Annotated in this window: 21 protein-coding genes; 16 read left to right on the top strand and 5 right to left on the bottom strand. The window is 65.1% G+C overall.

Features of this window, described 5'->3' with window-relative positions:
- Window positions 1-52: 52 nt before the first annotated feature.
- From HGK27_RS04555 to miaB, 6 genes are all read left to right on the top strand, one after another.
- A complete protein-coding gene (locus HGK27_RS04555) occupies window positions 53-628 on the top strand; it encodes a NifU family protein (protein WP_206239075.1) in 576 nt (191 codons plus the stop codon).
- Complete coding sequence (gene tsaB, locus HGK27_RS04550) at window positions 618-1,277, top strand: tRNA (adenosine(37)-N6)-threonylcarbamoyltransferase complex dimerization subunit type 1 TsaB (RefSeq protein WP_241126848.1); 660 nt, start codon at window positions 618-620, stop codon at window positions 1,275-1,277. Before HGK27_RS04555 ends, tsaB begins: the two co-directional genes overlap by 11 nt.
- A 9-nt stretch (window positions 1,278-1,286) precedes the next feature.
- Window positions 1,287-1,760 (top strand): ribosomal protein S18-alanine N-acetyltransferase, encoded by a 474-nt coding sequence (gene rimI / locus HGK27_RS04545; RefSeq protein WP_241126847.1) that lies wholly within the window; start codon window positions 1,287-1,289, stop codon window positions 1,758-1,760.
- Window positions 1,761-1,934: 174 nt separating this feature from the next.
- Window positions 1,935-2,381 carry a MucR family transcriptional regulator gene (locus HGK27_RS04540; RefSeq protein ID WP_206239073.1) on the top strand — a complete coding sequence of 149 codons (447 nt, stop codon included), beginning with the start codon at window positions 1,935-1,937 and terminating at the stop codon, window positions 2,379-2,381.
- A 133-nt stretch (window positions 2,382-2,514) separates the two neighbouring features.
- The gene (locus HGK27_RS04535) at window positions 2,515-2,940 is read left to right on the top strand and encodes a Fur family transcriptional regulator (protein WP_068080466.1); all 426 of its coding nucleotides are present in this window, start codon (window positions 2,515-2,517) and stop codon (window positions 2,938-2,940) included.
- 362 nt (window positions 2,941-3,302) lie between these two features.
- Window positions 3,303-4,622 (top strand): tRNA (N6-isopentenyl adenosine(37)-C2)-methylthiotransferase MiaB, encoded by a 1,320-nt coding sequence (gene miaB, locus HGK27_RS04530; protein ID WP_206239072.1) that lies wholly within the window; start codon window positions 3,303-3,305, stop codon window positions 4,620-4,622.
- Window positions 4,623-4,733: 111 nt separating this feature from the next.
- On the opposite strand, the gene HGK27_RS04525 is transcribed toward miaB, so the two are convergent.
- Window positions 4,734-5,183 (bottom strand): GNAT family N-acetyltransferase, encoded by a 450-nt coding sequence (locus tag HGK27_RS04525; RefSeq protein ID WP_206239070.1) that lies wholly within the window; start codon window positions 5,181-5,183, stop codon window positions 4,734-4,736.
- Window positions 5,184-5,460: 277 nt separating this feature from the next.
- Between HGK27_RS04525 and HGK27_RS04520 the strand changes: the two genes are divergently transcribed.
- The 4 genes from HGK27_RS04520 to HGK27_RS04505 all read left to right on the top strand — a co-directional run bounded on the left by HGK27_RS04520 (window position 5,461) and on the right by HGK27_RS04505 (window position 9,131).
- The gene (locus HGK27_RS04520; protein ID WP_206239068.1) at window positions 5,461-6,504 is read left to right on the top strand and encodes a PhoH family protein; all 1,044 of its coding nucleotides are present in this window, start codon (window positions 5,461-5,463) and stop codon (window positions 6,502-6,504) included.
- Window positions 6,505-6,796: 292 nt separating this feature from the next.
- Complete coding sequence (gene ybeY / locus HGK27_RS04515; RefSeq protein WP_206239066.1) at window positions 6,797-7,291, top strand: rRNA maturation RNase YbeY; 495 nt, start codon at window positions 6,797-6,799, stop codon at window positions 7,289-7,291.
- Window positions 7,292-7,310: 19 nt separating this feature from the next.
- Window positions 7,311-8,240: a hemolysin family protein gene (locus HGK27_RS04510; RefSeq protein ID WP_241126846.1), complete on the top strand. Its 930-nt coding sequence runs from the start codon at window positions 7,311-7,313 to the stop codon at window positions 8,238-8,240.
- A gap of 3 nt (window positions 8,241-8,243) precedes the next feature.
- On the top strand, window positions 8,244-9,131 hold the full coding sequence (locus HGK27_RS04505; protein ID WP_206239063.1) for a LysR substrate-binding domain-containing protein: 888 nt from the start codon (window positions 8,244-8,246) through the stop codon (window positions 9,129-9,131).
- On the opposite strand, the gene HGK27_RS04500 is transcribed toward HGK27_RS04505, so the two are convergent.
- Together HGK27_RS04500 and HGK27_RS04495 are read right to left on the bottom strand one after the other, a co-directional pair.
- Complete coding sequence (locus tag HGK27_RS04500) at window positions 9,128-11,047, bottom strand: HAMP domain-containing methyl-accepting chemotaxis protein (RefSeq protein ID WP_206239061.1); 1,920 nt, start codon at window positions 11,045-11,047, stop codon at window positions 9,128-9,130. The two genes, HGK27_RS04505 and HGK27_RS04500, sit on opposite strands and share 4 nt — an antisense overlap.
- Window positions 11,048-11,309: 262 nt before the next feature.
- Complete coding sequence (locus HGK27_RS04495) at window positions 11,310-11,777, bottom strand: peptidylprolyl isomerase (protein WP_068080476.1); 468 nt, start codon at window positions 11,775-11,777, stop codon at window positions 11,310-11,312.
- 229 nt (window positions 11,778-12,006) lie between these two features.
- Here HGK27_RS04495 and mgtE point away from each other — a divergent pair, with 229 nt between their 5' ends.
- Together mgtE and HGK27_RS04485 are read left to right on the top strand one after the other, a co-directional pair.
- Entirely contained in the window at window positions 12,007-13,407 is a 1,401-nt protein-coding gene (gene mgtE, locus HGK27_RS04490) for a magnesium transporter (RefSeq protein ID WP_206242809.1), read from the top strand.
- Window positions 13,408-13,444: 37 nt separating this feature from the next.
- Window positions 13,445-13,849, top strand: coding sequence for a DUF1489 family protein (locus tag HGK27_RS04485; protein WP_241126845.1), 405 nt, complete (start codon window positions 13,445-13,447; stop codon window positions 13,847-13,849).
- 258 nt (window positions 13,850-14,107) lie between these two features.
- Here the strand turns inward: HGK27_RS04485 and nudC are convergent, their stop codons facing one another.
- Entirely contained in the window at window positions 14,108-15,028 is a 921-nt protein-coding gene (gene nudC, locus HGK27_RS04480) for an NAD(+) diphosphatase (RefSeq protein ID WP_206239059.1), read from the bottom strand.
- The gene (locus HGK27_RS04475) at window positions 15,025-16,098 is read right to left on the bottom strand and encodes an A/G-specific adenine glycosylase (RefSeq protein WP_206239058.1); all 1,074 of its coding nucleotides are present in this window, start codon (window positions 16,096-16,098) and stop codon (window positions 15,025-15,027) included. The genes nudC and HGK27_RS04475 overlap by 4 nt, the downstream gene beginning before the upstream one ends.
- 56 nt (window positions 16,099-16,154) lie before the next feature.
- On the opposite strand from HGK27_RS04475, the gene HGK27_RS04470 reads away from it, so the two are divergent.
- The 4 genes from HGK27_RS04470 to smc all read left to right on the top strand — a co-directional run bounded on the left by HGK27_RS04470 (window position 16,155) and on the right by smc (window position 21,825).
- The gene (locus tag HGK27_RS04470) at window positions 16,155-16,751 is read left to right on the top strand and encodes a DUF721 domain-containing protein (protein ID WP_206239056.1); all 597 of its coding nucleotides are present in this window, start codon (window positions 16,155-16,157) and stop codon (window positions 16,749-16,751) included.
- Complete coding sequence (locus HGK27_RS04465; protein WP_206239055.1) at window positions 16,751-17,509, top strand: DsbA family protein; 759 nt, start codon at window positions 16,751-16,753, stop codon at window positions 17,507-17,509. Before HGK27_RS04470 ends, HGK27_RS04465 begins: the two co-directional genes overlap by 1 nt.
- Before the next feature lie 128 nt (window positions 17,510-17,637).
- Window positions 17,638-18,393: a thioredoxin domain-containing protein gene (locus HGK27_RS04460; RefSeq protein WP_206239054.1), complete on the top strand. Its 756-nt coding sequence runs from the start codon at window positions 17,638-17,640 to the stop codon at window positions 18,391-18,393.
- 6 nt (window positions 18,394-18,399) lie between these two features.
- A complete protein-coding gene (gene smc, locus HGK27_RS04455) occupies window positions 18,400-21,825 on the top strand; it encodes a chromosome segregation protein SMC (RefSeq protein WP_206239052.1) in 3,426 nt (1,141 codons plus the stop codon).
- Window positions 21,826-21,877: the final 52 nt, after the last annotated feature.

The raw sequence follows: 21,877 nt of genomic DNA, 5'->3' as shown, positions 1-21,877 counted from the left end.
CTTGACCCTGATTCACCGCGCCCTACATGCGCAGCAGCAGGAAAGGCGCCTCATGTTCATTGAAACCGAAACCACCCCCAACCCCGCGAGCCTGAAGTTTCTTCCGGGTCAGCAGGTGATGCCCGCCGGATCGCGCGAGTTCACCAATGACGAGGAAGCCGCCGCTTCGCCGCTGGCCGAGGCGCTCTTCGCGCTGGGCGATGTGACGAATGTCTTATTCGGGCGTGACTTTATCGCGGTGACCTCGGGCGAAGGCGTCGACTGGTCGGCCCTGAAGCCGCAGGTGGTGGCGATCCTGCTGGATCACTTCATTTCCGGCGCGCCGCTGTTCGCCGCCGCCAGCGCCGATTTCAAGGTGCCCGGCGAGGATGACGAGGATCTGGGCGACAGCCCCGAAGATGCCGACATCATCGACCAGATCAAGGATCTGCTGGAAACCCGCATCCGCCCCGCCGTGGCCAATGATGGCGGCGATGTGCTGTATCGCGGCTACCGCGAAGGCGTCGTGTTCCTCAAGATGCAGGGCGCCTGCTCGGGCTGCCCTTCGTCGAGCGCCACGCTGAAGAACGGCATCGAAAGCCTGATCAAGTATTACGTGCCAGAGGTGACCGAGGTTCGTGCTGCCTGATCCTGCCTTTTCTTTGCGGAATGGTCGAATTCTGGCCATCGAATGCGCAACCGAGGCCTGCTCCGTCGCCCTGTTTCAGGACGGGGACCTGATCGCGGGCGAATTCCGCCAGCTGGGCCGCGGCCATGCCGAGGCTCTGGTGCCGATGATCGCCGCCCTGCCCGATCGCGGCAAGGCCGAGACAATCGTCACCGGGCTTGGGCCGGGCAGCTTTACCGGCGTGCGGATCGCCCTGGCCGCGGCCCACGCGCTGGCTCTGGCATGGGGCGCACAGGCCTATGGCTACCCCACGCTGGCGCTGATCGCCGCCATGGCCCGCGCCGATGACGCTGTTGACGTGCTGGCCGCCACCACCGGCGGCCATGGCGAATGGTTCGTTCAGGGCTTTGGCGCGGATGGCGAGGCGCTTGCCCCCCTCGCCTCGCTGGCTCCGCAGGCTGCCGCCGCTCAGAACATTGCGCGCGTGGCGGGCAGTCAGGCGCAGGCGCTGGTCGATCTGCGCGGCTCCGGCGAGGCCCGCGTGCTGTGGCCCGACGCCCGCGCCCTGATGCAGCTTCACGACAGCGCACTGACCAGCGATCTCTCCCCGCTGTACGGCAGAGCGCCCGATGCACGCCTGCCCGGCGGACTGCTGCCAACCGCCGCCTGAGGAACAGCCATGGTCAGCCTCGCCCCGCATGACGATATCGACCGGATCATGGCGGTCATGCAGGAAGCCTTCGACCCGGCCTATGGCGAGGCCTGGACCCGCGCTCAGCTCGACAACACGCTGGTGCTGGGTCATTGCAGCTATGCCATGATCACCCCGGACGGACAGGCACCCGAAGACATGGCCCCCGCCGCCGGCTTCACCCTGACCCGCACCATTCTGGACGAAGAAGAGCTGCTGCTTTTCGCAGTATCCCCCGCATGGCGCGGGCGCGGATTGGGCAGAACGCTGCTGCAGCAATTGATCGAAACTGCGCCTTCGCGCGGTGTGAAGCGCATCTTTCTGGAAATGCGCGATAACAATCCCGCCGAATCCCTGTACCGGGCCTGCGGCTTTCAGCCTGTTGGCCGACGCCCGCAATACTACCGCACCCGCGAAGGGCAACGTATCGATGCAATCACCTTCGCACTGGATATCAATTGATCCAAAATTTCGGCGCCAAGAAACTTTTATTACGCCCACAGTCGGCCCCACTTGGGCGATATTGAGACTTGAACAATCATGTCAAAAGTCTATAAATGATCGCACTGGATTTACAGTCCAGAGCAAACCCCCAAGAACTAACGGGTCGCAAAAAGACATAAGAGGTCGGAAATCATGGACAATATCAACGACATCAAGGAAACGCTGATCACGCTGGCTTCGGATATCGTCGCCGCTCATGTCAGCAACAACAGCGTCGCGGTTGAAGAACTCCCCACGCTGATCACCAATGTTTACGGTGCTTTGGCCTCGCTGGGTCAGGAAGCCCCCGTGGCCGAAACCCCGCCCGAGCCCGCCGTGTCGATCCGCGCTTCGGTGAAGCCCGATCACATCGTGTGCCTGGAAGACGGCAAGAAGCTTAAGATGCTCAAGCGTCACCTGGCCACCCATTACAATCTGACCCCGGAACAGTATCGCGCGCGCTGGAACCTGCCCGCCGACTATCCGATGGTCGCCCCCAACTATGCCGAGAAGCGCCGCGAACTGGCCAAGCAGATCGGTCTGGGTCGCAAGCCCGGCGCCAAGCGTCCGCGCAAGGCCAAGGCTGCCGCTGCAGCTTAACTGAAAGCTTTGACTGCAAGGCATTATCATTAAGGTTCTGCATTTCAGTCATGGGGAAAATCACTTTTCCCATACTTGCAGTTTCGCCCCGCCGGGTTCATATCCGGCGGGGTCAATTTTATTCGGATATGCCGTGAACCAACCGATCGACATCGAAGCCCTGTGCCAACAACGCGGGCTGCGCATCACCGAACAACGGCGCGTCATCGCCAAGGTCCTGTCCGAAAGCAGCGACCACCCCGATGTGGACAAGCTGCACGAACGCGCCTCCGCCATCGATCCCGGCATCTCGATTGCCACGGTCTACCGCACCGTGCGCCTGTTCGAGGAAGCCGGTATCCTTGACCGCCACGATTTCGGCGATGGCCGCGCGCGCTATGAAGCGGCGCCCGAAGCCCACCACGATCACCTGATCGATGTGGAATCCGGGCAGGTCATCGAATTCGTCGATCCCGAGCTGGAAACGCTGCAGCGCCTGATTTCGGAGCGTCTGGGCTATCGTCTGGTCGATCACCGGCTTGAGCTTTACGGCGTGAAGCTGGACAGCAGCAAGAAATAAGCATCTCTTTTTGGGTGTTTTGAAAGACGGCGGGGCTTCGGCTTCGCCGTTTTCTTTTTAAGAAAAGAAATCATGCGAGGGGGTTACCCCCTCGCGCTCCCATGACTTGTCGGCATTGCGCATCGGGTTCGGCCATGGAGCAACGTCGCGGCGCCGCAGGCAATATTCCCCAGCACAGCTTCGCATAATCTCTGCCTGCCTGCGGCGCTGTAGGCCGCGCAGGTGGAGAGGTTAGGCACAGGGATAGGGTGCCACCGCCGCTTCGTCGGAAGACGTAACGGGGGTGCAGGGGGCGTAACGCCCCCTGCTGTCATACTTCCTGACTTCAAATCCCCCCTCATTTGGCGTAAGGGCGCGCGATCATGAGCACCTCCACCGCCCCCAAAACCTATCGCGTCAAGAGCTTCGGCTGCCAGATGAACGTCTATGACGGTGATCGCATGGGCGAATTGCTCACCGAGCAGGGCCTGACCGCCGCCGCCGAGGGTGACGATGCCGATCTGGTGGTGCTCAACACCTGCCACATCCGCGAGAAGGCCGCAGAAAAGGTCTATTCGGATATCGGCCGCCTCAAGCGCGAGGATGGCTCCACGCCGCTGATCGCCGTGGCGGGCTGCGTCGCTCAGGCCGAGGGCGAGGAAATCATGGCCCGCGCCCCCAGCGTGAAGATGGTCGTGGGCCCGCAGGCCTATCACCGCCTGCCCGACATGCTGGAGCGTGCGAAGAACGGCGAGCGCGTCACCGACACCGACATGCCGACCGAGACCAAGTTCGGCGCGCTGCCCAAGCGCCGCCGCTCGGGCTCCTCGGCGTTTCTGACGGTGCAGGAAGGGTGCGACAAATTCTGCACCTATTGCGTGGTGCCCTATACGCGCGGCGCGGAAATCAGCCGTCCCTATGGCGATCTGATCGAGGAGGCCAAGCGCCTTGTCGATGCCGGCGCGCGCGAGATCACGCTGCTGGGCCAGAACGTCAACGCCTGGACCGGCGAGAACGCCAGGGGCCAGACCGTGGGGCTGGAAGGCCTGATCCGCGAACTGGACGCCATCCCCGATCTGGCGCGCATCCGCTACACCACCAGCCACCCCAACGATATGGCGCAGGGGCTGATCGACGCGCATGGCGATATCGGCAAGCTGATGCCCTATCTGCACCTGCCCGTGCAGTCCGGCAGCGACCGCATCCTGCGCCTGATGAACCGCAGCCATACGGTGGAAAGCTACCTCGCCGTGCTGGAGCGCGTGCGCGCTGTGCGGCCCGATATTGCGCTGTCGGGCGATTTCATTGTCGGCTTCCCGGGTGAGAGCGAGGCTGATTTCGAGGATACGTTGAAGCTGATCGATCAGGTTGGCTATTCGGCAGCGTTCAGCTTCAAATACTCGCCGCGCCCCGGCACGCCCGCCGCCACGATGGACGAGCAGATCAGCGCCGAGGTGATGGATGAGCGCCTCAAGCGCCTGCAGGCTCTGGTGATCGAGAAGCAGGTGGCTTTCAACGCGGCTTCGGTGGGCAAGGTGACGGATGTGCTGGTCGAGAAGCGCGGGCGCCTTGCGGGGCAGTGGCTGGGTAAATCGCCGTGGCTGCAATCGGTGCATTTTCAGGGCGAGGCTTCGGTCGGCGATCTGGTGAAGGTGGAATTGGTGCAGGCTGGGCCCAATTCTTTGGCCGGACGGTTGATTTAAGAAGAAAGAGACAATGCGAGGGTGTTACACCCTCGCGCTCCCATTTCGTCTCCCGACGAAGCGTTGGTGGTACACGGTCGTTGCGCTCTGGCGGGATGTTTGGGCAAGAGCTTATGGATGCGCCCGCATCTGGAAGCCTGTCTTGCTCTGTTCGAAGCCAGCCTTTTCGTAAAACGCGAGCGTGCCGGGCTCTTTTAAACCCGTCAGCAACATCACCTTATAACACCCATGCTGCCACGCCTGATCGGCAGCGGCCTTCAGCAATGCGGCTCCGAAACCCCGCCGCCGCCATGAGCGATGCGTGACCACATTCTCGATCAAGGCGTAAGATCTGCCGCCCCTTGTCAGATTCGGGATCACGATAAGCGTGCAGCTTGCAACAAGCTGTCCATGCAATGTGCCGATCAGGATGCCGCTGCCAGCATAGCGCTCAATTTGATCCAGACGTTCCTTTGCCTCTTCTGCAGGATAGACTTCGTCATGGGAATTAAGATGCGTGTACAGGGTGAGAAGATCGGCCAGATCAGCCATCCCCGCATGCCGAATGACCAATTCCTCCATACATTCACCCCTCGGCATGCTCCAAAGCGCCGCCATCGATCCGCCTGCAACGCAGCGAACTCATTCCCACGCCGAACCCGAAGGCCCTGCGCTGGCAAAACCCGGGAGCGCGAGGGTGTAACACCCTCGCATGTCACTTTCCTTCTTCCCTCCCGAAAACCGGCGAAAAACTTTTCCACCGCCACAACACCGCCCCCCGCTTGCACCCAGCCCAAGGCACCATATCTTGTAGATGCATCCGGCTCACGCAACGACTCCGGGTGCAGACAAGGAGCGCATGGCCCGCAAGCATATCCGCGCCTACGAAGCATCGGCAGATGTGGCGCAACTCCGCCCCGAAGCAACCTCTCGCCCCACCCGCCGCGCGCGATCGGAGATGGAGTTTGAGGAAGCCACCATTCTTGGCGTGCTCTTCGGGCAGTTCGATTCCAATCTGGTGCTGATCGAGAACCGGCTTGGCGTCTATATCGCGGCCCGCGGCACCAAGGTGCAGATCGAGGGCACGGAGGACGCGGTCGCCCGCGCCCGTGACGTCCTCAACGGCCTGCACAAGCGCCTGCTGGCCGGGCAGGATATCGACGCCGGTGCGGTCGAATCGCTGATCGCCATGTCCACCGAGCCCACGCTGGAGGGCATCATCACCGGCGATGCGCATCATCCGCCGATCATGATCCGCACCCGCCTGAAAACCATCGTGCCGCGCAGCCCGACGCAGATCGAGTATATGCGCGCGCTGGCCAGCCGCGACATCATCTTCGCGCTGGGCCCGGCAGGCACCGGCAAGACCTATGTCGCGGTGGCGCAGGCGGTCAGCATGCTGATCAGCGGCGCGGTGCAGCGGCTGATCCTCTCACGCCCGGCGGTGGAAGCGGGCGAGAAGCTGGGCTTCCTGCCCGGCGACATGAAGGACAAGGTCGATCCCTATCTGCGGCCCTTGTACGATGCCCTCTACGACTGCATGCCACCCGAGCAGGTGGAGCGCCGTCTGGCATCTGGCGAGATCGAGGTCGCGCCCATCGCCTTCATGCGCGGGCGTACTCTGGCCGATGCCTTCGTGATTTTGGACGAAGCGCAGAACACCACGCCCGCCCAGATGAAGATGTTCCTCACCCGCTTCGGCCAGAACAGCCGCATGGTGGTGTGCGGAGACCCCAATCAGGTCGATATTCCCGGCGGCACGGCCATGTCCGGCCTCGCCGATGCGGTGTCGCGTCTGAGCGGCGTGGATGGCATTGCCACGGTGCGCTTCAATGCCGCAGACGTGGTGCGCCATCCGATCGTGGGGCGGATTGTTGAGGCTTATGAAGGGCCTCAGGCTTAAGGGATAAAGGGTAAGTGCGAGGGGGAGTCTTTGCTGGTCGCATTTCTCAAGAGAAATGCTCTGGCCCCTCGCACTCCCATTAATGTCTACGTTGCGCATCAGGTTCGGCCTTGCGCCCCGCTTGCCGCGCCGCAGGCATAAAACCCCATAGCATCGTGTCATCAAACTTTACGGCCTGCGGCGCTATGAACCCATGCGCCCATTCATGAGTGAGACACAAGATCGACAATAATGGGAGCGCGAGGGGGTAACCCCCTCGCATTTCACCTTCTTCCTGCTTAAGGCCCCCTCGATGCTCACTCTTGAAATCGACATCGAATCCCCCTGGCCCGAGACTCAGGACTGGGAAGCGCTGGCTGAAAAAGCCGCCGAAGCCATTGCGCAAGTCGCGCCCGAACTCGCGCATGATCGGCTGATCGTCAGCCTGATCTTCACCAGCGACGAGGAGGTTCACGCCCTCAACAAGGAGTGGCGTGAGAAGGACAAGCCCACCAACGTCCTCTCCTTCCCCATGCTGGAGCGGGAAGATCTGCTCGATCTGGACGAAGACGGCCCGCCCGAAATGCTGGGCGACATCGCCATGGCTTACGAGACCTGCAAGCGGGAGGCTGAGGAAAAGGGCGCAAGCCTCGAAGATCACGCCAGCCATTTGCTGATTCACGGATTGCTCCATCTGGCCGGGCTGGATCATGAGATTTCCGAGGACGACGCTGTCGCGATGGAAGCGCTGGAAATAAAGGCGCTTGCGCTGCTCGGCATCGCGGACCCATATGGCGACAGAGTTTAATCGAACAGGAGTGCATAGAGTGGGGGCCGATGTGGGCCGTGCCGGTGACGGCGGCAATGGAGATGCGGACAGTAAAAGTTCGCTGTGGCGTGCTGTGAAGCGCTTTTTCGACAGCGGAGAGGTGGATCAGTCGCTGCGCGCCCATCTCGAAGAGGTGATCGACGAGCATGAGGATGCCGATGCCGCGCAAGGCACCGTGCAGGGCGATCTTCAGCAGTCCGAGCGGGAAATGCTCCGCAACCTGCTCCATTTCAGCGAGATGGACGCCGCTGACATCTGCATTCCGCGTGGCGAGATCATCGCCGTGCCCAACACCGCCACCTGGGCCGAGGTCGTTGCGGCTTTTGCCAACCATGGCCATTCGCGCATGCCCGTCTATCGCGAGACGCTGGACGAGGTGATCGGCATGGTGCTGATGAAGGATGTGTTTCCTTTCCTCGCCAGCGGCAACAAGCCTACGGATTGGCTGACCCTGCTGCGCCAGCCGCTCTTCGTGCCCTGCCCGCGCCCGGCGCTCGATGTGCTGGCCGATATGCGCCGGGGCCGCGTGCATCTGGCCATCGTGCTGGATGAATATTCCGGCACCGAGGGCATCGTCACCTTCGAGGATCTGGTCGAGGAAATCGTCGGCGACGTCGAGGATGAGCATGATGACGCGCCCGTCGCCCTGCTGGTGCCGCTGGAAGGCGGCATGTGGGATGCCGATGCCCGCGCCCTGCTGGAAGATGTGGGCGAGGAGATCGACCCGCGTCTGGCCGAAGTGGAAGAAGACATCGACACGCTGGGCGGTCTGGCCTTCCTGCTGGCCGAGCAGGTGCCTCCGGTGGGCACCATCCTTCAGCATGACAGCGGCTGGCGCATCGAGGTGACGGCGGGCGATGAGCGCCATGTCACCCGCCTGCGTCTGCACCCCCCCGTAACCCCCGAAAAACCGTCGAACGAGGATTGATCGATGCCGGCCCCACGCCGCCTCCCCCCCCTGCGCGCTCTGGAAGCCTTTGTGCGGATCGTCCGGCTTGGTTCGGCCAAGGCGGCGGCCAATGAGCTTGGCCTGAGCCCTTCGGCCCTGTCGCGCCGGGTGGGCGCGCTGGAGGATTTCGTGGGCAAGCGCCTGTTCACCCGCCAGCATCAGGCCATGAAGCTGACCGAGGACGGCCAGACCTTCTACAATGCCGTCAGCCCCAAGCTGGAGCAGCTGGCCGAGGCGGTCGAATCGCAGATGGAAACCAGCAATGTGATGCGCCTGCATCTGGGCGTTCCCGCGCTCTATGCTGGTGAGCGGCTGTTCCCCCACCTGCCCGAGCTGCGCAAGCTGCATCCGCGCCTGCATATCGATATCGACACCGGCCCTCAGCTGGAAACGCGACTGGGCGATTCGCTCGATGCGGCCATTGTGCTGTCAAAGGGGCCGGATGCGCTGCTGCATGCGGTGCGGCTCGATCACAATCAGGTCCATGCCTTCGCCTCGCCCAAGCTGGCGGCGGAGATCGGCCTGCACCCCGATCCGGCCAAGCTGGCAAGGCAGACCTTCCTGATCTCCGGCGCGCTGCCCGAAAGCTATGATGCGTGGAAGACGGCGCTGGGCATGGAAGATCTGGAACCGGCGGCCATCGATCATTACGATTCGGCGCAGCTGATCCTTGAAGCGGCGGCTCAGGGCCTCGGCATCGCCATTCTGAACGACGACCACCCCGAACGCAGCGGCGATGACCGCGTGGTCCGCCTGTTCGATGTGACGGTGGAAAGCCCCTACAGCTACTGGTTCGTCTGCCGCCCGCGCGAGCTGGAAAGCCGCCCGGTGCGCCTCTTCCATGACTGGCTGATCAAGACGATGCTTTAAAACTCCGACCAGTCCTCGGCCTCGCTCACCACGGCGGCCTGAGGGCTTGAAGGGGAAGGCAGGCGGCGCTGCGTAGCGCGGGCGGGAATCGCCGTCACGCGGGCAAAACCGGTGATCGCTTCGGGATCGAAACTGCTGGCAGGCACCGGCACGGGCAAGGCGCGCCAGGGCAAAAGCGCCTCCTGAGGCACGCCTGTCAGGGTGAAGCGGCCCACCACCTGTGCCAGCCGCTCGGCCTCATTGGCAAGGCTGGTGGCAGCCGCGGTGGTTTCCTCGACCAGCGCGGCATTCTGCTGGGTCGCCTTGTCCAGATCGGCGATCACGCCATTGACCTGAGCGATGGCATCGGCCTGCCGCGCCGAGCCCTGCGCCAGCCCACCGATCATATCCGCCAGATCGCTGGCCTGCCGCACGATGCGCAGCAGCGAGGCCTGAGTCTGGCTGACCATCTGCACCCCATGCTGCACCTCGCGCCCCGAAGTGACGATCAGCGCCGCGATCTCCCTTGCGGCCTGAGCGCTGCGCTCGGCCAGACTGCGCACCTCGCTGGCGACCACGGCAAAACCGCGCCCGGCATCCCCCGCGCGTGCCGCCTCCACCCCCGCATTGAGCGCCAGCAGATTGGTCTGGAAGGAAATGCCATCGATGATCTCGACGATGCTGCGCATCCGCTCCGATGTCGCCGCGATGGAGGTCATCGCCGCCACAGCCTCGCCCATCTGCTGACCGCTGGCGGTGGCCTCCTTCTCGGCATCCTGCGCGGCAGAGGCGGCCCCGGCGGCAGCACTGCGCGCCTCGGTCACGGATGTGGTCAGGCCCTTCACCGTCAGCGCCGTCTCGCCCAGGCTGGCGGCCTGCTTTTCGGTGCGCAGCGCCAGATCCTGAGCGGCAGCGGAAATCTCCCCCGCCCCATCGCGCACCGCGCTGGAGGAATGGGCGACCTCTTCCATCTGCTCGCCCAGCGTCTCCATCATCGCGTTGAAATCATGGCGCAGCTGCTCATATTCGCTGGGAAAGGCCTCAAGGATGCGGTGGTCGAGCCGCCCGGCCTTGAGCGCACTCAGCCCCTCCTCCAGCGCGCCGGTCACCTGCCGCTGCACAGCAACCTGCGCATCGGCCTCGGCGCGGGCGCGGCGGGCGATGCTCACCTTGATGGCATCGAGCGCGCGGGCGATCTCGCCCAGCTCATCCTGCTGATCGGCGCCGGGCACGACGATATCGAGTTGCCCCGAAGCCATGGTCCGCATGGCATTGCGCAGCTTGTCCAGCGGCTTGATCACCCGCTGCGAGAACAGCAACAGGATCAGCCAGCCAAGCGCCAACCCGACGATGCCCGAGACCAGGCAACGCCAGCTCGCCGCCTTGGCTTCCAGAATGTTGTCTCTGGAATAGCGATAGGATTCTTCGACATTGTAACGGCTGCTGGCGTCCAGCGCCGCCTGCAGGGCAAAGGCGTTGTGGATGAACTCGCCGCGATAGAGCCGGACAGCACCCTCCCGGTCTCCGCTGGCGCCCACATCGTGGACATGCCGCAGATCCGCCTTGAAGGTCGTCCACAGCTTCACGCTGTTCTGGTAGAGCATGCCATCCCTGCTGTCGGAGATCAGGGGTTTATACTCCTCCAGATCCTTGTCGACGCGGGCCATGCTGGCGTGCATGTTGTTCTCGGCCCAGTCACGTTCCTGCTGGTCCAGCGCCATGAGATAGCGCGTCAGATAGACCCGCGAGAGTTCGAAATCGATCGTCGCACGACCCAGAACATCGACGCTGGGCACAAGATTCTCACTGCTGTAGGTCAGCACGGTAACGCCTCTGCGGGCACCGATCACCGCCGTGAAAGCCCCCAGACCGATGATCACCGACAAGGCCAGAACCCCGGCCGTGATAACGGTACTGATCCTGAAACGGCCCAACATGAACGACCCCCCAAGGGCAAGGCGCGCCAGGGCGCGTGATTGCAGCCTTGCTGTAGGGCTTAAGTTTCAACCTCCCCCTGCCTGCGCCCAAGTGTCGGCGCGTGTCTTGCGGTTAAGATATGCTTTACGCTTGGCTCTGGGCCTTGGGCTAACCGGCTATGCGCAAGGAAAAGGCCGGGCCACGGGGATGCTCTCCCCATGACCCGGCCCTTTGCCGTCGCGATTCGAATCCCGCAAGAATCGAACGCAGATTGATCCGTGATCAGCCTTCCGAAACGGTAGCCTTCACGATGCTGCCGGGATTACGCGGCGGCTCACCCTTGGGCAGCGCGTCAACATGTTCCATGCCCGATTCCACGCGGCCCCACACCGTGTACTGACGGTCAAGGAAGGTGGCATCGTCGAACACGATGAAGAACTGGCTGTTGGCCGAGTGCGGATAGCTGGTGCGGGCCATCGAGACGGCGCCGCGGGTGTGCGGCTCCTCGTTGAATTCGGCCTGCAGGTCGGGCTTGTCGCTGCCGCCGGTGCCGGTGCCGTTGGGGCAACCGCCCTGCGCCATGAAGCCGGGGATCACGCGGTGGAACTTGATGCCATCATAGAAGCCTTCGCCGGCCAGTTCCTTGATGCGCGCGACATGGCCCGGGGCCAGATCGGGACGCAGCTTGATCACAACGTCGCCGGTGCCATTGCCGGTGTCCACGGTCAGGGTCAGAAATTCGTCGGCCATGTTCACTCCTTGAAAACTTTTGGCAAAAATCCTGGGCGTTTCCCGCAACCTCGGTCAGACCCGCCGCCTCGCTCCGCCCTCCGCCATCGGAGAGCAAAAAACGCACGGCCAAGCCTTTGCCCGGTTGCTTTTGCCGGTGGCATGCCTAGACCTCCTCGCGATGACTGTCGAGCCCAGCGCGCCCCTTCACGAGCCCCATGATGGCCCCGATCACGCCGATCTGGACGTGATGGACAATCACGCGCCCGTTGCGGAGACCGAAAGCGACAGTCTGGACGAAGACAATCGCCTGAAAAGCGACTTCATCCACCGCGTGCGCGACGCGCTGGAGGCCGGCGAGGTCGATCAGGTCTACGATCTCGTCGAACCGCTGCACCCCGCCGACATCGCCGACCTGTTCGAGCTGGTCGATTCTGACGAACGCGGCGCGCTGGCCCACGCCATCTCCGACCTGATGAGCGGCGAGGTCTTCGCCGAAATGAACGACCACGTGCGTGAAGCACTGGTCGACGAACTGCCCGCACAAGACATCGCCGAAATCGCCGAGAACATGGACACGGATGACGCCGTGGCCCTGATCGAGGACCTCGATGTCGAAGACCAGCAGGCCGTTCTGGCCGAGATGGAGCCGGAAGACCGCGCCGCCATCGAATCGGCTCTGGCCTATCCGGACGAATCCGCCGGCCGCTTGATGAGCCGCGACGTCATCGCCGTGCGCGAGGCGATGAGTGTTGGCGATCTGATCGATTACCTCAGCAGCAATGGCAACGGCCATCTGCCCACCGAATTCTGGGAAATCTTCATCGTCGATGCCCGCCACCATCCGGTGGGCACCTGCGCGCTGTCATGGCTGCTGCGCTCGCCGCGCGATGTGGCGCTGGCCGATGTGATGAAGCGCGACCAGACGTTGATCCCCGTCACGATGGATCAGGAAGAGGTTGCCCTCCGCTTCCAGAAATACGCGCTGATCTCCGCCGCCGTGGTGGATGAAAGCGGGCGGCTCGTTGGCCAGATCACGGTCGATGACGTGGTCCACATCATTCAGGAAGAGGCGGGCGAGGACGCTCTGGCCCTCTCCGGCGCCGGCGACGGCGACATCAACGAGCCGCTGCACCTCACCATCAAGTCGCGCCTGTGGTGGCTGTTCATCAACCTCGGCACGGCGATGCTGGCCTCCTCGGTGGTCGCCGCGTTCCAGGGCACCATCGAAAAGCTGGTCACGCTGGCGGTTATCATGCCGATCATCTCCGGCATGGGCGGCAATGCCGCCACGCAAACCATGGCCGTGACCGTCCGCGCCCTCGCCACCAACCAGCTCACCAACCACAACACCTGGCGCATGATCATGCGCGAATGGTGGATCGCCAACGCCAATGGCTGGGGCCTTGGCGCGCTGATGGCGCTGGGTTGCCAGCTGATCTACCACGATATGTGGCTCTCCGTCGTGGTCGTGCTGGCGATGATCCTCAACTCGATCAACGCAGGCCTTTCCGGCGTGCTGATCCCCATTGGCCTTGAAAAGCTGAAGATCGACCCCGCCGTGGTCTCCACCGTCTTCGTTACCACCATGACGGACACGCTGGGCTTCTTCTTCTTCCTCGGCCTCGCCGCCGCATTCCACCTCCACTGAGCTTGACCGGGGCGCCCGGAACCACCACCTAGGCGCCATGGCTGACCTCCCCCTCAACATGACCAAGATCGCCTTCGGCTGCGAGAGCGCCGCCGACCTGCGCGCGCGCCTCGAAGCGCAATCCCCCGAAGCGCGGATCACAACCCGCTACCTGCCCACCCGCGCGAAAGAGATGGAGGGCGGGTCGCTCTTCTGGATTCACGCTCATATGATCGTGGGCCGCTCGCCTATTCTGGGCTTCGAGCAGAAGGAAGATGGCCGATTCTGGGTGCGGTTGTCGCCGGAGTTGATCCCCGTGGCGCCGATGCCGCGCCGGGCGCATCAGGGGTGGCGCTATCTGGCGGGCAAGGATGCGCCGGCGGATCTGGGCTCCGGCGGGGATGGCTCGGAGGCTCTGCCCGGTCATCTTGTCAGTGAACTGGCCAAGTTGGGGTTGGTTTAAGTTTAGGGAAAAAGAGGAAATGCGAGGGTGTTACACCCTCGCGCTCCCATTTTTGTCTGCGTTGCGCATCGGGTTCGGCCACAGAGCAACGTCGCCGCGCCGCAGGCAGTATTCCCGGAATAGCGCTATCGGTTTTAAAGCCTGCGGCGCCTAAGATCGCGCAGGTGGAGAGGTTAAGCGCACCGCTTCGGCGCCACTACCCTCGCGTCGGAAGACGTTATGGGAGCGCGAGGGGGTAACCCCCTCGCATCTTCCTTCTTACTTCTTCAACCAATGTTCCATCAAATGCCACGCCACGGCATGCTTCCCCGGCGCGCTGAAGGCCACACCATCCTCGCCCCGCTCCCGCGCCTCCATCGCCTCAGCGACCTCGGCCCGGGAAAACCAGCGGACATCCTCCAGTTCGGTCGCGTCCATCGTCAACTCGCGCGAGAGGGCCTGCGCATGGCAGCCCAGCATCAACGATGACGGAAACGGCCATGGCTGGCTGGCGATGAAACGCACATCTTCCACCGCGATCCCGGCTTCCTCGAAGATCTCGCGGGCGACGGCTTCCTCCAGCGATTCGCCCGGCTCCACGAAACCGGCCAGCGTGGAGTAGCGATGCGTGGGAAACCGCGGCTGGCGGCCCAGCAGGAGATCCCCGTCATGCTCGACGGACATGATGACGACGGGATCGGTGCGCGGGAAATGGTCGGCGCCGCATGCCTCACTGGTGCATCCCCGCTGCCAGCCGCCCTTGCCGAGCACCGTGGGCGAACCGCAGCGCGGGCAGAAGCGATGGCGGGCGTGCCAGCCGACCAGACTGCGCGCCAGCCCATAGATCGCCAGATCGGAGGGCGCGATGGTGGCCATGGCCGCCCACAAGGCAGGCGATGCCGGGCCGACATGGCTCTGCTCGGGCAAAGGCACGGCGGCGAAGGCACCCACGCCTGCCGGATCGACGCCGAGGAACACCAGCTCGGCCTCACCGGCCTGCGCCACCTTGCCCCAGACCAGCGCGCCATCTCCGGTCAGTTGCGGATCGATGCCGTCCAGCATCAGCAGCCGGGCTTCCGGCGCAGCAGCCAGAGCGGCCAGCGCGGCCTCATCGCGGCGCAGGGCGTCGGAACGGTCGAGCAGGCTGCCGGTGAAGGCGACGGGGGGGCGGCCGCTCCTCAGAATCGTATCGAGAGTCATGGAAACTCCAGTTCTAGGCCCGCCATGGCGCGGGCTGCGGCACGGGCGAAGACGGTGGGCAGCCCCGCCTCATCGATGCGGGCCAGCGGCCACCATTCGCCCGGGCCTTCGGGGGGTGTGGGTGCTGTAGCGCCCTGCACCGTCATGGTCAGCGAGAAATGTGTAAAAACATGGGTTACCGCGCCAAGATCGCGCCAAGCTGCGGCGAAAGGCGGCTGGCGGGAACCATCGAGCCGCGCGGTCCAGCCATCCTCGGGCAGAGCACGCATGCCGCCAAGCAGGCCTTTGCCCTCGCGGCGCACCAGCCAGACCTCGGCGCCTTGCGGGCCTTCTCGCGTGATCCAGAAAACGGTGCCGATGCGCGCGGGCTTGGCCACCTTGGGCGGTTTGACGGGATAGGCCTCGGCTTTGCCTTCGGCGCGGGCCTCGCACCACTCCGCCACCGGGCAGATCAGGCATTTGGGCGAGCGGGGCGTGCAGATCGTCGCCCCCAGATCCATCATGGCCTGAGCGAAATCGCCGGGATGATCGTCAGGCGTCAGACTATCCGCGCCATCGCGGATCAAGGTCTTGGCGGTGGGCAAAGGCGTATCGATGGCGAACAGGCGCGAGACCACCCGCTCGACATTGCCATCCACCACCACCGCGCGCTGCCCGAAAGCGATCGAGGCCACCGCCGCCGCCGTATAGGCCCCCAGCCCCGGCAGAGCCCGCAGCCCCGCTTCATCTTGAGGAAAAGCCCCCAATCCGGCCACCACCCGCGCGCATTCCACCAGACGCCGGGCCCGGGAATAGTAGCCAAGCCCGGCCCAGGCGGCCATCACATCCTCTTCAGGAGCGGCAGCCAAAGCCTCAACGCTGGTCCAGCGGCGGGTAAATGTCTCGAAATAGGGGATAACTGCCGCCACGGTCGTCTGCTGCAGCATCACCTCGGAAAGCCAGATGCGATAGGCCTCCATGCGCGGCGCACCGGGCGGCGCGCGCCATGGCAGCGTGCGGGCATGGCTGCGATACCATGCCAGCAGGGCTTGGGTGATGGGGTTCTGCGGGGAGTCGCCTCTGGCATCCATGCGGCGCCTATGGCATGGCGAGCCGCTCAAGGAAACGCCGTGGAAGGTGCAGGGCCATGGACGAACAGCGCAAAGCGGGCCGCCCTGCCCCAAAGGGCACTAAAAGCAGCGGCGCAAAAGCCGCCCCCAAAGGCAAAGCCAAAGAGACCGCGCCCAAACTTTTCGAACGCGCGCGCGGCGGACAGGCGCGGATGATCTCCGATCTGATGCCCGATGTGGGGCGCAGCGCCTTTCGCCGATTCGGCTTTGTGCAATCGAGCGTGGTGACGCGCTGGCCCGAAATCGTGGGGCCCGCGCGGGCGAAAATCTGCGCGCCCGAATCCATCCGCTTTGCCCCCGGCGAAAAAGGCGACGGCATCCTGCAACTGGTCGTCGTGCCCGCCCATGCGCCGATCGTCAGCATGATGCTGCCCGAGATTGTCGAGCGGGTGAACCGCTTCTTCGGCTACAATGCCGTGGAGCGCGTGAAGATCAGGCAGGGCGAGGTCAAACCCCGCCCCTATGCCCCAGCCGGCGCGGCCGAGGCGCCCGTGCTGAAGCCCATCCCGGTGGAACTGGGCGATTCGCTACGCGACATCGGCGACCCGGAGTTGAAGGCCGTGCTGGAATCCCTCGCGCGCAGCCTTGCAGGACGCGAAGAGGAAGGCCAATAATGCGCGCCATGCTTTGCTCCACATTGCCCGCTCGCCCCCTCCGACTGGCCGCCCGTGCCCTGCTTGCGCTGATGGCGCTGCTGGGCGCGCTGACGCTCAGCCCGGCCATCTCCGCTCCCCCCAAGCCCGCTGCCTCCGCAAATGCGGGCGGCAATTGGGGCAACACCGTCACGCTTACGCCTGAAGGCGGCCATCTGATCGGCAATCCCAACGCGGGGCTGCATCTGGTCGAGTATATGAGCTACACCTGCCCGCACTGCGCTCATTTCCAGGAAGAGGGCGTGCCCACGCTGCGCCTGTCGATGATCGCAAACGGCAAGGGCTCTTTCGAGGTGCGCCATTTCCTGCGCGATCCGGTGGATATGGCCGTCGCGCTGCTGACCAATTGCGTGCCGCCCGCCAAGTTCCAGTTCCTGCATGATTCCTTCCTGGCCCAGCAGTCCAAGTGGCTGGCTCCGGCCTCGAATCTCTCCAAGGATCAGCAGAAGCGCTGGTTCGAGGGCCCGATGCCCACCCGCATGCGCGCCATCGCCAATGATCTGAAACTCTATGATTTCGTCGAGACGCGCGGCCTGTCGCGCGGCGAGGCCGACCGCTGCCTGACCAATGAGGCGCTGGCCAAGCGCATCGCCGCCCAGACCGCTGACGCCCAGACCAAGGGCGTGACCGGCACCCCCGGCTTCTTCATCAACGGCGTGCTGCTGACCGGCACCTATGATTGGGCCACCCTGCGCCCTCAGCTTGAGGCGCGCCTGTAATGTCGCCAGTCATCTGGCGTTCCAATTTGCCTTTCTAACATCTCTGGCCGCCGTTGCCCCCATGGCGGCTGTCTCACCCGCGAAAACCCCGGCCCAACGGCCATCATATGAATGAGGACAGGCCTGATATGACCACCCTTTTGTCGCATAAGCGCGCCCTGACTCTCGCTGCCATCGTTCCGCTGGCGCTGGGCGTTGCTGCCTGCAAGAAGGCCGACAATGGCGCCACCTCCAGCACGCCCACCGTGGCCGCGCCCACCACGCCGCCCGCCGGCAAGCAGTGGTCGGACGTGATCGTCCCCACCGCCGAGGGCGGTCTGGTGATGGGCAATCCCGCCGCTCCGGTGAAGCTGGTGGAATATGGCTCGCTCTCCTGCCCGCACTGCGCCAAGCTGGCTCAGGATGGCATGGAGAAGATCGTCGGCACCTATGTGAAGAGCGGCAAGGTGTCCTATGAATTCCGCAGCTTCGCCATCCACCCGCAGGATGTGCCGCTGACCGTGCTGGTGCGCTGCGCCCCCACAGAGGCTTCCTTCGGCCTGATCGAGCAGGTCTTCGCCAATTTCGACGCCATGGAAAAGCGTTCGGAAGCCGGTTTCCCGCAGGCTCAGGCCGCGCAGAACCAGCCGCCTGCCCAGCGCATGATCACCGTGGCCGATGCGCTTGGCTACACCGAGTTCTTCTCGGCGCGCGGCCTCTCGGTCGATCAGCAGCACAAGTGCCTGGCCGACACCGCCGCCGCCGCCAAGGTGGCCAAGGAAAGCGAAGCCATCAGCAGCAAGGGCATCGATTCCACCCCCACCGTCTTCGTCAACGGCAACAAGGTCGGTTCGACCGAGTGGACCGATGTGGACAAAGCGCTGCAGGCCGCCGGCGCGGTCTGATCCTTCATGCGTATCAGCCGGCTCAAACTGTCGGGCTTCAAAAGCTTCGTCGAGCCGGCTGAACTGCGTATCGAGCCGGGGCTGACCGGCGTTGTCGGCCCCAATGGCTGCGGCAAATCGAACCTTCTGGAAGCCATCCGCTGGGTGATGGGCGAAAGCAGCGCCAAATCGATGCGCGGCGGCGGCATGGAAGATGTGATCTTCGCAGGCACCGCCAGCCGCCCCCCGCGCGATTTCGCCGAAGTGGTGCTGGGCGCGATGGACGCCGAGGGCGAGCCGCTGGACGTGGTGCGCCGCATCGAGCGCGGCGCGGGCAGCGCCTATCGCATCAACGGGCGCGACTGCCGGGCCAAGGATGTGGCGCTGGTCTTTGCCGATGCCGCGACAGGCGCGCATTCGCCCGCGCTGGTGTCTCAGGGCCGCATCGCCGCGGTCATCGCCGCCAAGCCGGGCGAGCGCCGCGCCATGCTGGAAGAGGCCGCCGGCATCGCCGGGCTGCATGTGCGCCGCCGCGATGCCGAACAGAAATTGCGCGCCACCGAGGCCAATCTGACGCGCCTCGACGATATCATGGCCGGGCTGGACGGGCAGATCGCCGCCTTGCGCCGACAGGCCCGCGCCGCCGAGAAATACCGCAACCTTTCCGAGCTGATCCGCACCGCCGAAGCGCGCGTGATCTACGCCCGCTGGCGCGAGGCGGCAGAGGCGGCGAAGCTGGCGCGCGCTCAGGCCAGCGCCGCTGAAGAGCAGGTGGCCAAGGCGCAAACTCTGGCCGCCATCGCCCAGAACCGTCAGGCCGCCGCCGCCCAGACCATGGCCAGAACCCGCGAGACCCTGACCGACCGGCGCGACGATGCCCATGCGCAGGGCCATCTGCTGGCCCAGCTGACGACAAAGCTGGAGGGCGTGGAACGGCAGCTCAAGGACCTGACCCGCCAGCACACACGTCTGGAAGAGGATCAGGGCGAAGCCGACCGCCTGACCCGCGATGCCGCCGCCGCCATCGAGCGGCTGGAGCGCGAACACGCCGCCGCCCGCGATCAACTGGCGGCAGAAGAAACCCGCCGCCCTGCCCTCGCCATGGCGCTGGAACAGGCCGATCGCGCGGCGCGTGAGGCGGAGATCGCCTCGGCACAGGCCACCGCCAAACAGGCGGGGATCGAAGCGGAATGGCGCGTGGCTGACGCTCAGGTCAGCGCCGCCGCCAGCCGGTTGGCGCGCGCTCAGGGGGAGATCGACAGGTCTGCGGCCGCCATGCGCGCGCTGGAAGCGGCGGGCGATGTGGAGGCGGAACTGGCCGCTGCTCAGGCCGCCAATGCTGCTGCCGCGCAGGATCTGGCGCAGGCGCGCGCGGCTTTGGATGAGGCCCAGAATGCCAAGGCCAGTCTGCAAGCGGCACGCGATGCAGGCGCGGCAGCGGTGGCCTCGGCCCGCGCCGATCTGGCGGGAATCGAGCGCGAACACACGGCCCTGCAGCGTGACCGGGAAGCCCGCGCCAAGGCCGCCAGGGGTTCGGCAGGGCAGCGCCTCGCCCTCGACCATCTGCGCGCAGAACCGGGCTATGAGCGCGCTCTGGCCGCCGTGCTGGGCCGCGATGCCCGCGCGCCGCTGGGCCCGGCGCCTGCTCAGGCCGAGGGTCGCTTCTGGACCGGGGCCGAGGCGCCGAAGGCTCTGCCTGATGCGCTGGCCGCCCATGTCCCCGGCGCTCCGCCCGAACTCGCTGCCCGCCTCGCGCTGGTGCAGGTGGTGGAGGCCGATGATGGCCGCGCCCTGCCCCCCGGCGCATGGCTGGTGACGCGCGCGGGCCATCTGCGCCGCTGGGACGGCTTTGTCGCGCGCGGCGAAGGTGCGGCGGAAGCGGCAAGGCTGGAGGCCGACAACCGCTTCGCCACGCTGGACGCGCAACTGCCGCCGCTGCGCGAGGCTCTGGCTCAGGCCGAGGCGGCGCAAGCCAAAGCCGCCGCCGATCTGGCCGCCACATCGCAGGCCGCCATTGCCGCCGAACGCGCCGTGACTCAGGCGTCGGAGGCGGAACGGCAAGCCCTGCGCCGCGTCGACCGCGCCGAGGCGGAGAAGGAACGCCTCGCCCGCCGCCGCGCCGAACTGGCCAGTGCCGCTCACGATCTGGAGCAACAGCTGAACGCCGCCCGCGCCGAGCACCAGACCGCTCTGGATGCCCGCGCCGCCCTGCCCGCGCCCGATGCTGGCCGCGCCGAACTGGCCGAGGCGCAAGCCCGCCATCAGGCCGCCCGCAACGCACATCAGCACGCCACGGCAGCGCTTTCCGCGCAGGATCAGATGCTGGCTGTGGCGCGCGAGCGCGTGATCGCTCAGGCCGCCGATATGGCCAGCTGGCAGGCCCGCGCCGGCGATGCCGCCAAGCGCCTCGCCGAAATGGGCCGCCGCTTTGCCGAGATCGAGGAAGAGCGCGCCGTCGTCGCCGCCGAACCGCCCGCGCTGCAAAAGCGCATCGCCGAGGCCGAGGACATCCGCAACCGGATCGCCGCCGAACTGGCGCAGGCCGAAAGCGAACTCACCGCCGCCACCGCCGAAGCGCAAGCCGCCGATGCCGCCTTCTCCGCCGCGCAAGAGGTGCTGGGCGATGCCCGCGAGGCCCGCGCCGGCGCCACCGCCCGCGCCGAAAACGAGGAGCTGCGCCGCGCCGAAATGGGCCGCATCTCTGGCGAGCGCTTCCAGTGCCCCCCGCCCCTGCTGCCCGAGCGCTTCGGTTTCGACGAGAACGCCAGCGTTTCCGCCGCTGACGAAACCAGCGCCATGGAGCGCCTCTCCACCGAGCGCGAGCGCATCGGTCCGGTCAACCTCGTCGCCGCCGAAGAGCTGGCCATCGCCGAGACCCGCGCCAGCGATTCGCAGCGCGAACGCGCCGAACTCACCGAGGCCGTCGCCCGTCTGCGCGGCTCGATCGGCAGCCTCAATCGCGAGGGTCGCGAGCGCCTGCGCGCCGCCTTCGAGGCCGTCGATGGGCATTTCCGGCGTCTGTTTACCCGCCTGTTTCAGGGTGGCGCGGCGCATCTGGCGCTGGTCGATTCGGATGATCCGCTAGAGGCCGGGCTGGAAATCTTCGCCCAGCCGCCGGGGAAGCGGTTGCAATCGCTGACGCTGCTATCCGGCGGCGAGCAGGCCTTGACCGCCGTAGCGCTGATCTTCGCCCTGTTCCTCACCAATCCCTCGCCCATCTGCGTGCTGGACGAGGTGGACGCGCCTTTGGACGACGCCAACATCGAGCGGTTTTGCGATCTGCTGGAGGCGATGGTGGGGGAAACCGACACGCGCTACCTGATCGTCACCCACAACGCCGTGACGATGAGCCGGATGCATCGTCTGTTTGGCGTGACGATGGTGGAAAAGGGGGTTTCGCGGCTGGTCAGTGTCGATCTGGAAGCGGCGGAGCAGTTGCTGGCAGAGGTTTAAAAAGGAAGAGGAAATGCGAGGGTCATAACCCTCGCGCTCCCTTTAGTGTCTT

This window comes from Novosphingobium terrae (assembly GCF_017163935.1).
GTDB classification, from domain to species: domain Bacteria; phylum Pseudomonadota; class Alphaproteobacteria; order Sphingomonadales; family Sphingomonadaceae; genus Novosphingobium; species Novosphingobium terrae.
This window is presented reverse-complemented; position numbering and strand designations above follow the sequence as displayed.

What these genes read in the sequence shown, in the direction of transcription:
- HGK27_RS04460 (WP_206239054.1), top strand. Translation starts at nt 17,638, where the DNA reads ATGACCACCCTTTTGTCGCATAAGCGCGCCCTGACTCTCGCTGCCATC.
- smc (WP_206239052.1), top strand. Translation starts at nt 18,400, where the DNA reads ATGCGTATCAGCCGGCTCAAACTGTCGGGCTTCAAAAGCTTCGTCGAG.
- ybeY (WP_206239066.1), top strand. Translation starts at nt 6,797, where the DNA reads ATGCTCACTCTTGAAATCGACATCGAATCCCCCTGGCCCGAGACTCAG.
- HGK27_RS04465 (WP_206239055.1), top strand. Translation starts at nt 16,751, where the DNA reads ATGCGCGCCATGCTTTGCTCCACATTGCCCGCTCGCCCCCTCCGACTG.
- nudC (WP_206239059.1), bottom strand. Translation starts at nt 15,028, where the DNA reads ATGACTCTCGATACGATTCTGAGGAGCGGCCGCCCCCCCGTCGCCTTC.
- HGK27_RS04500 (WP_206239061.1), bottom strand. Translation starts at nt 11,047, where the DNA reads ATGTTGGGCCGTTTCAGGATCAGTACCGTTATCACGGCCGGGGTTCTG.
- miaB (WP_206239072.1), top strand. Translation starts at nt 3,303, where the DNA reads ATGAGCACCTCCACCGCCCCCAAAACCTATCGCGTCAAGAGCTTCGGC.
- HGK27_RS04470 (WP_206239056.1), top strand. Translation starts at nt 16,155, where the DNA reads ATGGACGAACAGCGCAAAGCGGGCCGCCCTGCCCCAAAGGGCACTAAA.
- HGK27_RS04475 (WP_206239058.1), bottom strand. Translation starts at nt 16,098, where the DNA reads ATGGATGCCAGAGGCGACTCCCCGCAGAACCCCATCACCCAAGCCCTG.
- mgtE (WP_206242809.1), top strand. Translation starts at nt 12,007, where the DNA reads ATGGACAATCACGCGCCCGTTGCGGAGACCGAAAGCGACAGTCTGGAC.
- HGK27_RS04525 (WP_206239070.1), bottom strand. Translation starts at nt 5,183, where the DNA reads ATGGAGGAATTGGTCATTCGGCATGCGGGGATGGCTGATCTGGCCGAT.
- HGK27_RS04555 (WP_206239075.1), top strand. Translation starts at nt 53, where the DNA reads ATGTTCATTGAAACCGAAACCACCCCCAACCCCGCGAGCCTGAAGTTT.
- HGK27_RS04505 (WP_206239063.1), top strand. Translation starts at nt 8,244, where the DNA reads ATGCCGGCCCCACGCCGCCTCCCCCCCCTGCGCGCTCTGGAAGCCTTT.
- HGK27_RS04520 (WP_206239068.1), top strand. Translation starts at nt 5,461, where the DNA reads ATGGCCCGCAAGCATATCCGCGCCTACGAAGCATCGGCAGATGTGGCG.
- rimI (WP_241126847.1), top strand. Translation starts at nt 1,287, where the DNA reads ATGGTCAGCCTCGCCCCGCATGACGATATCGACCGGATCATGGCGGTC.
- HGK27_RS04485 (WP_241126845.1), top strand. Translation starts at nt 13,445, where the DNA reads ATGGCTGACCTCCCCCTCAACATGACCAAGATCGCCTTCGGCTGCGAG.
- HGK27_RS04540 (WP_206239073.1), top strand. Translation starts at nt 1,935, where the DNA reads ATGGACAATATCAACGACATCAAGGAAACGCTGATCACGCTGGCTTCG.
- HGK27_RS04495 (WP_068080476.1), bottom strand. Translation starts at nt 11,777, where the DNA reads ATGGCCGACGAATTTCTGACCCTGACCGTGGACACCGGCAATGGCACC.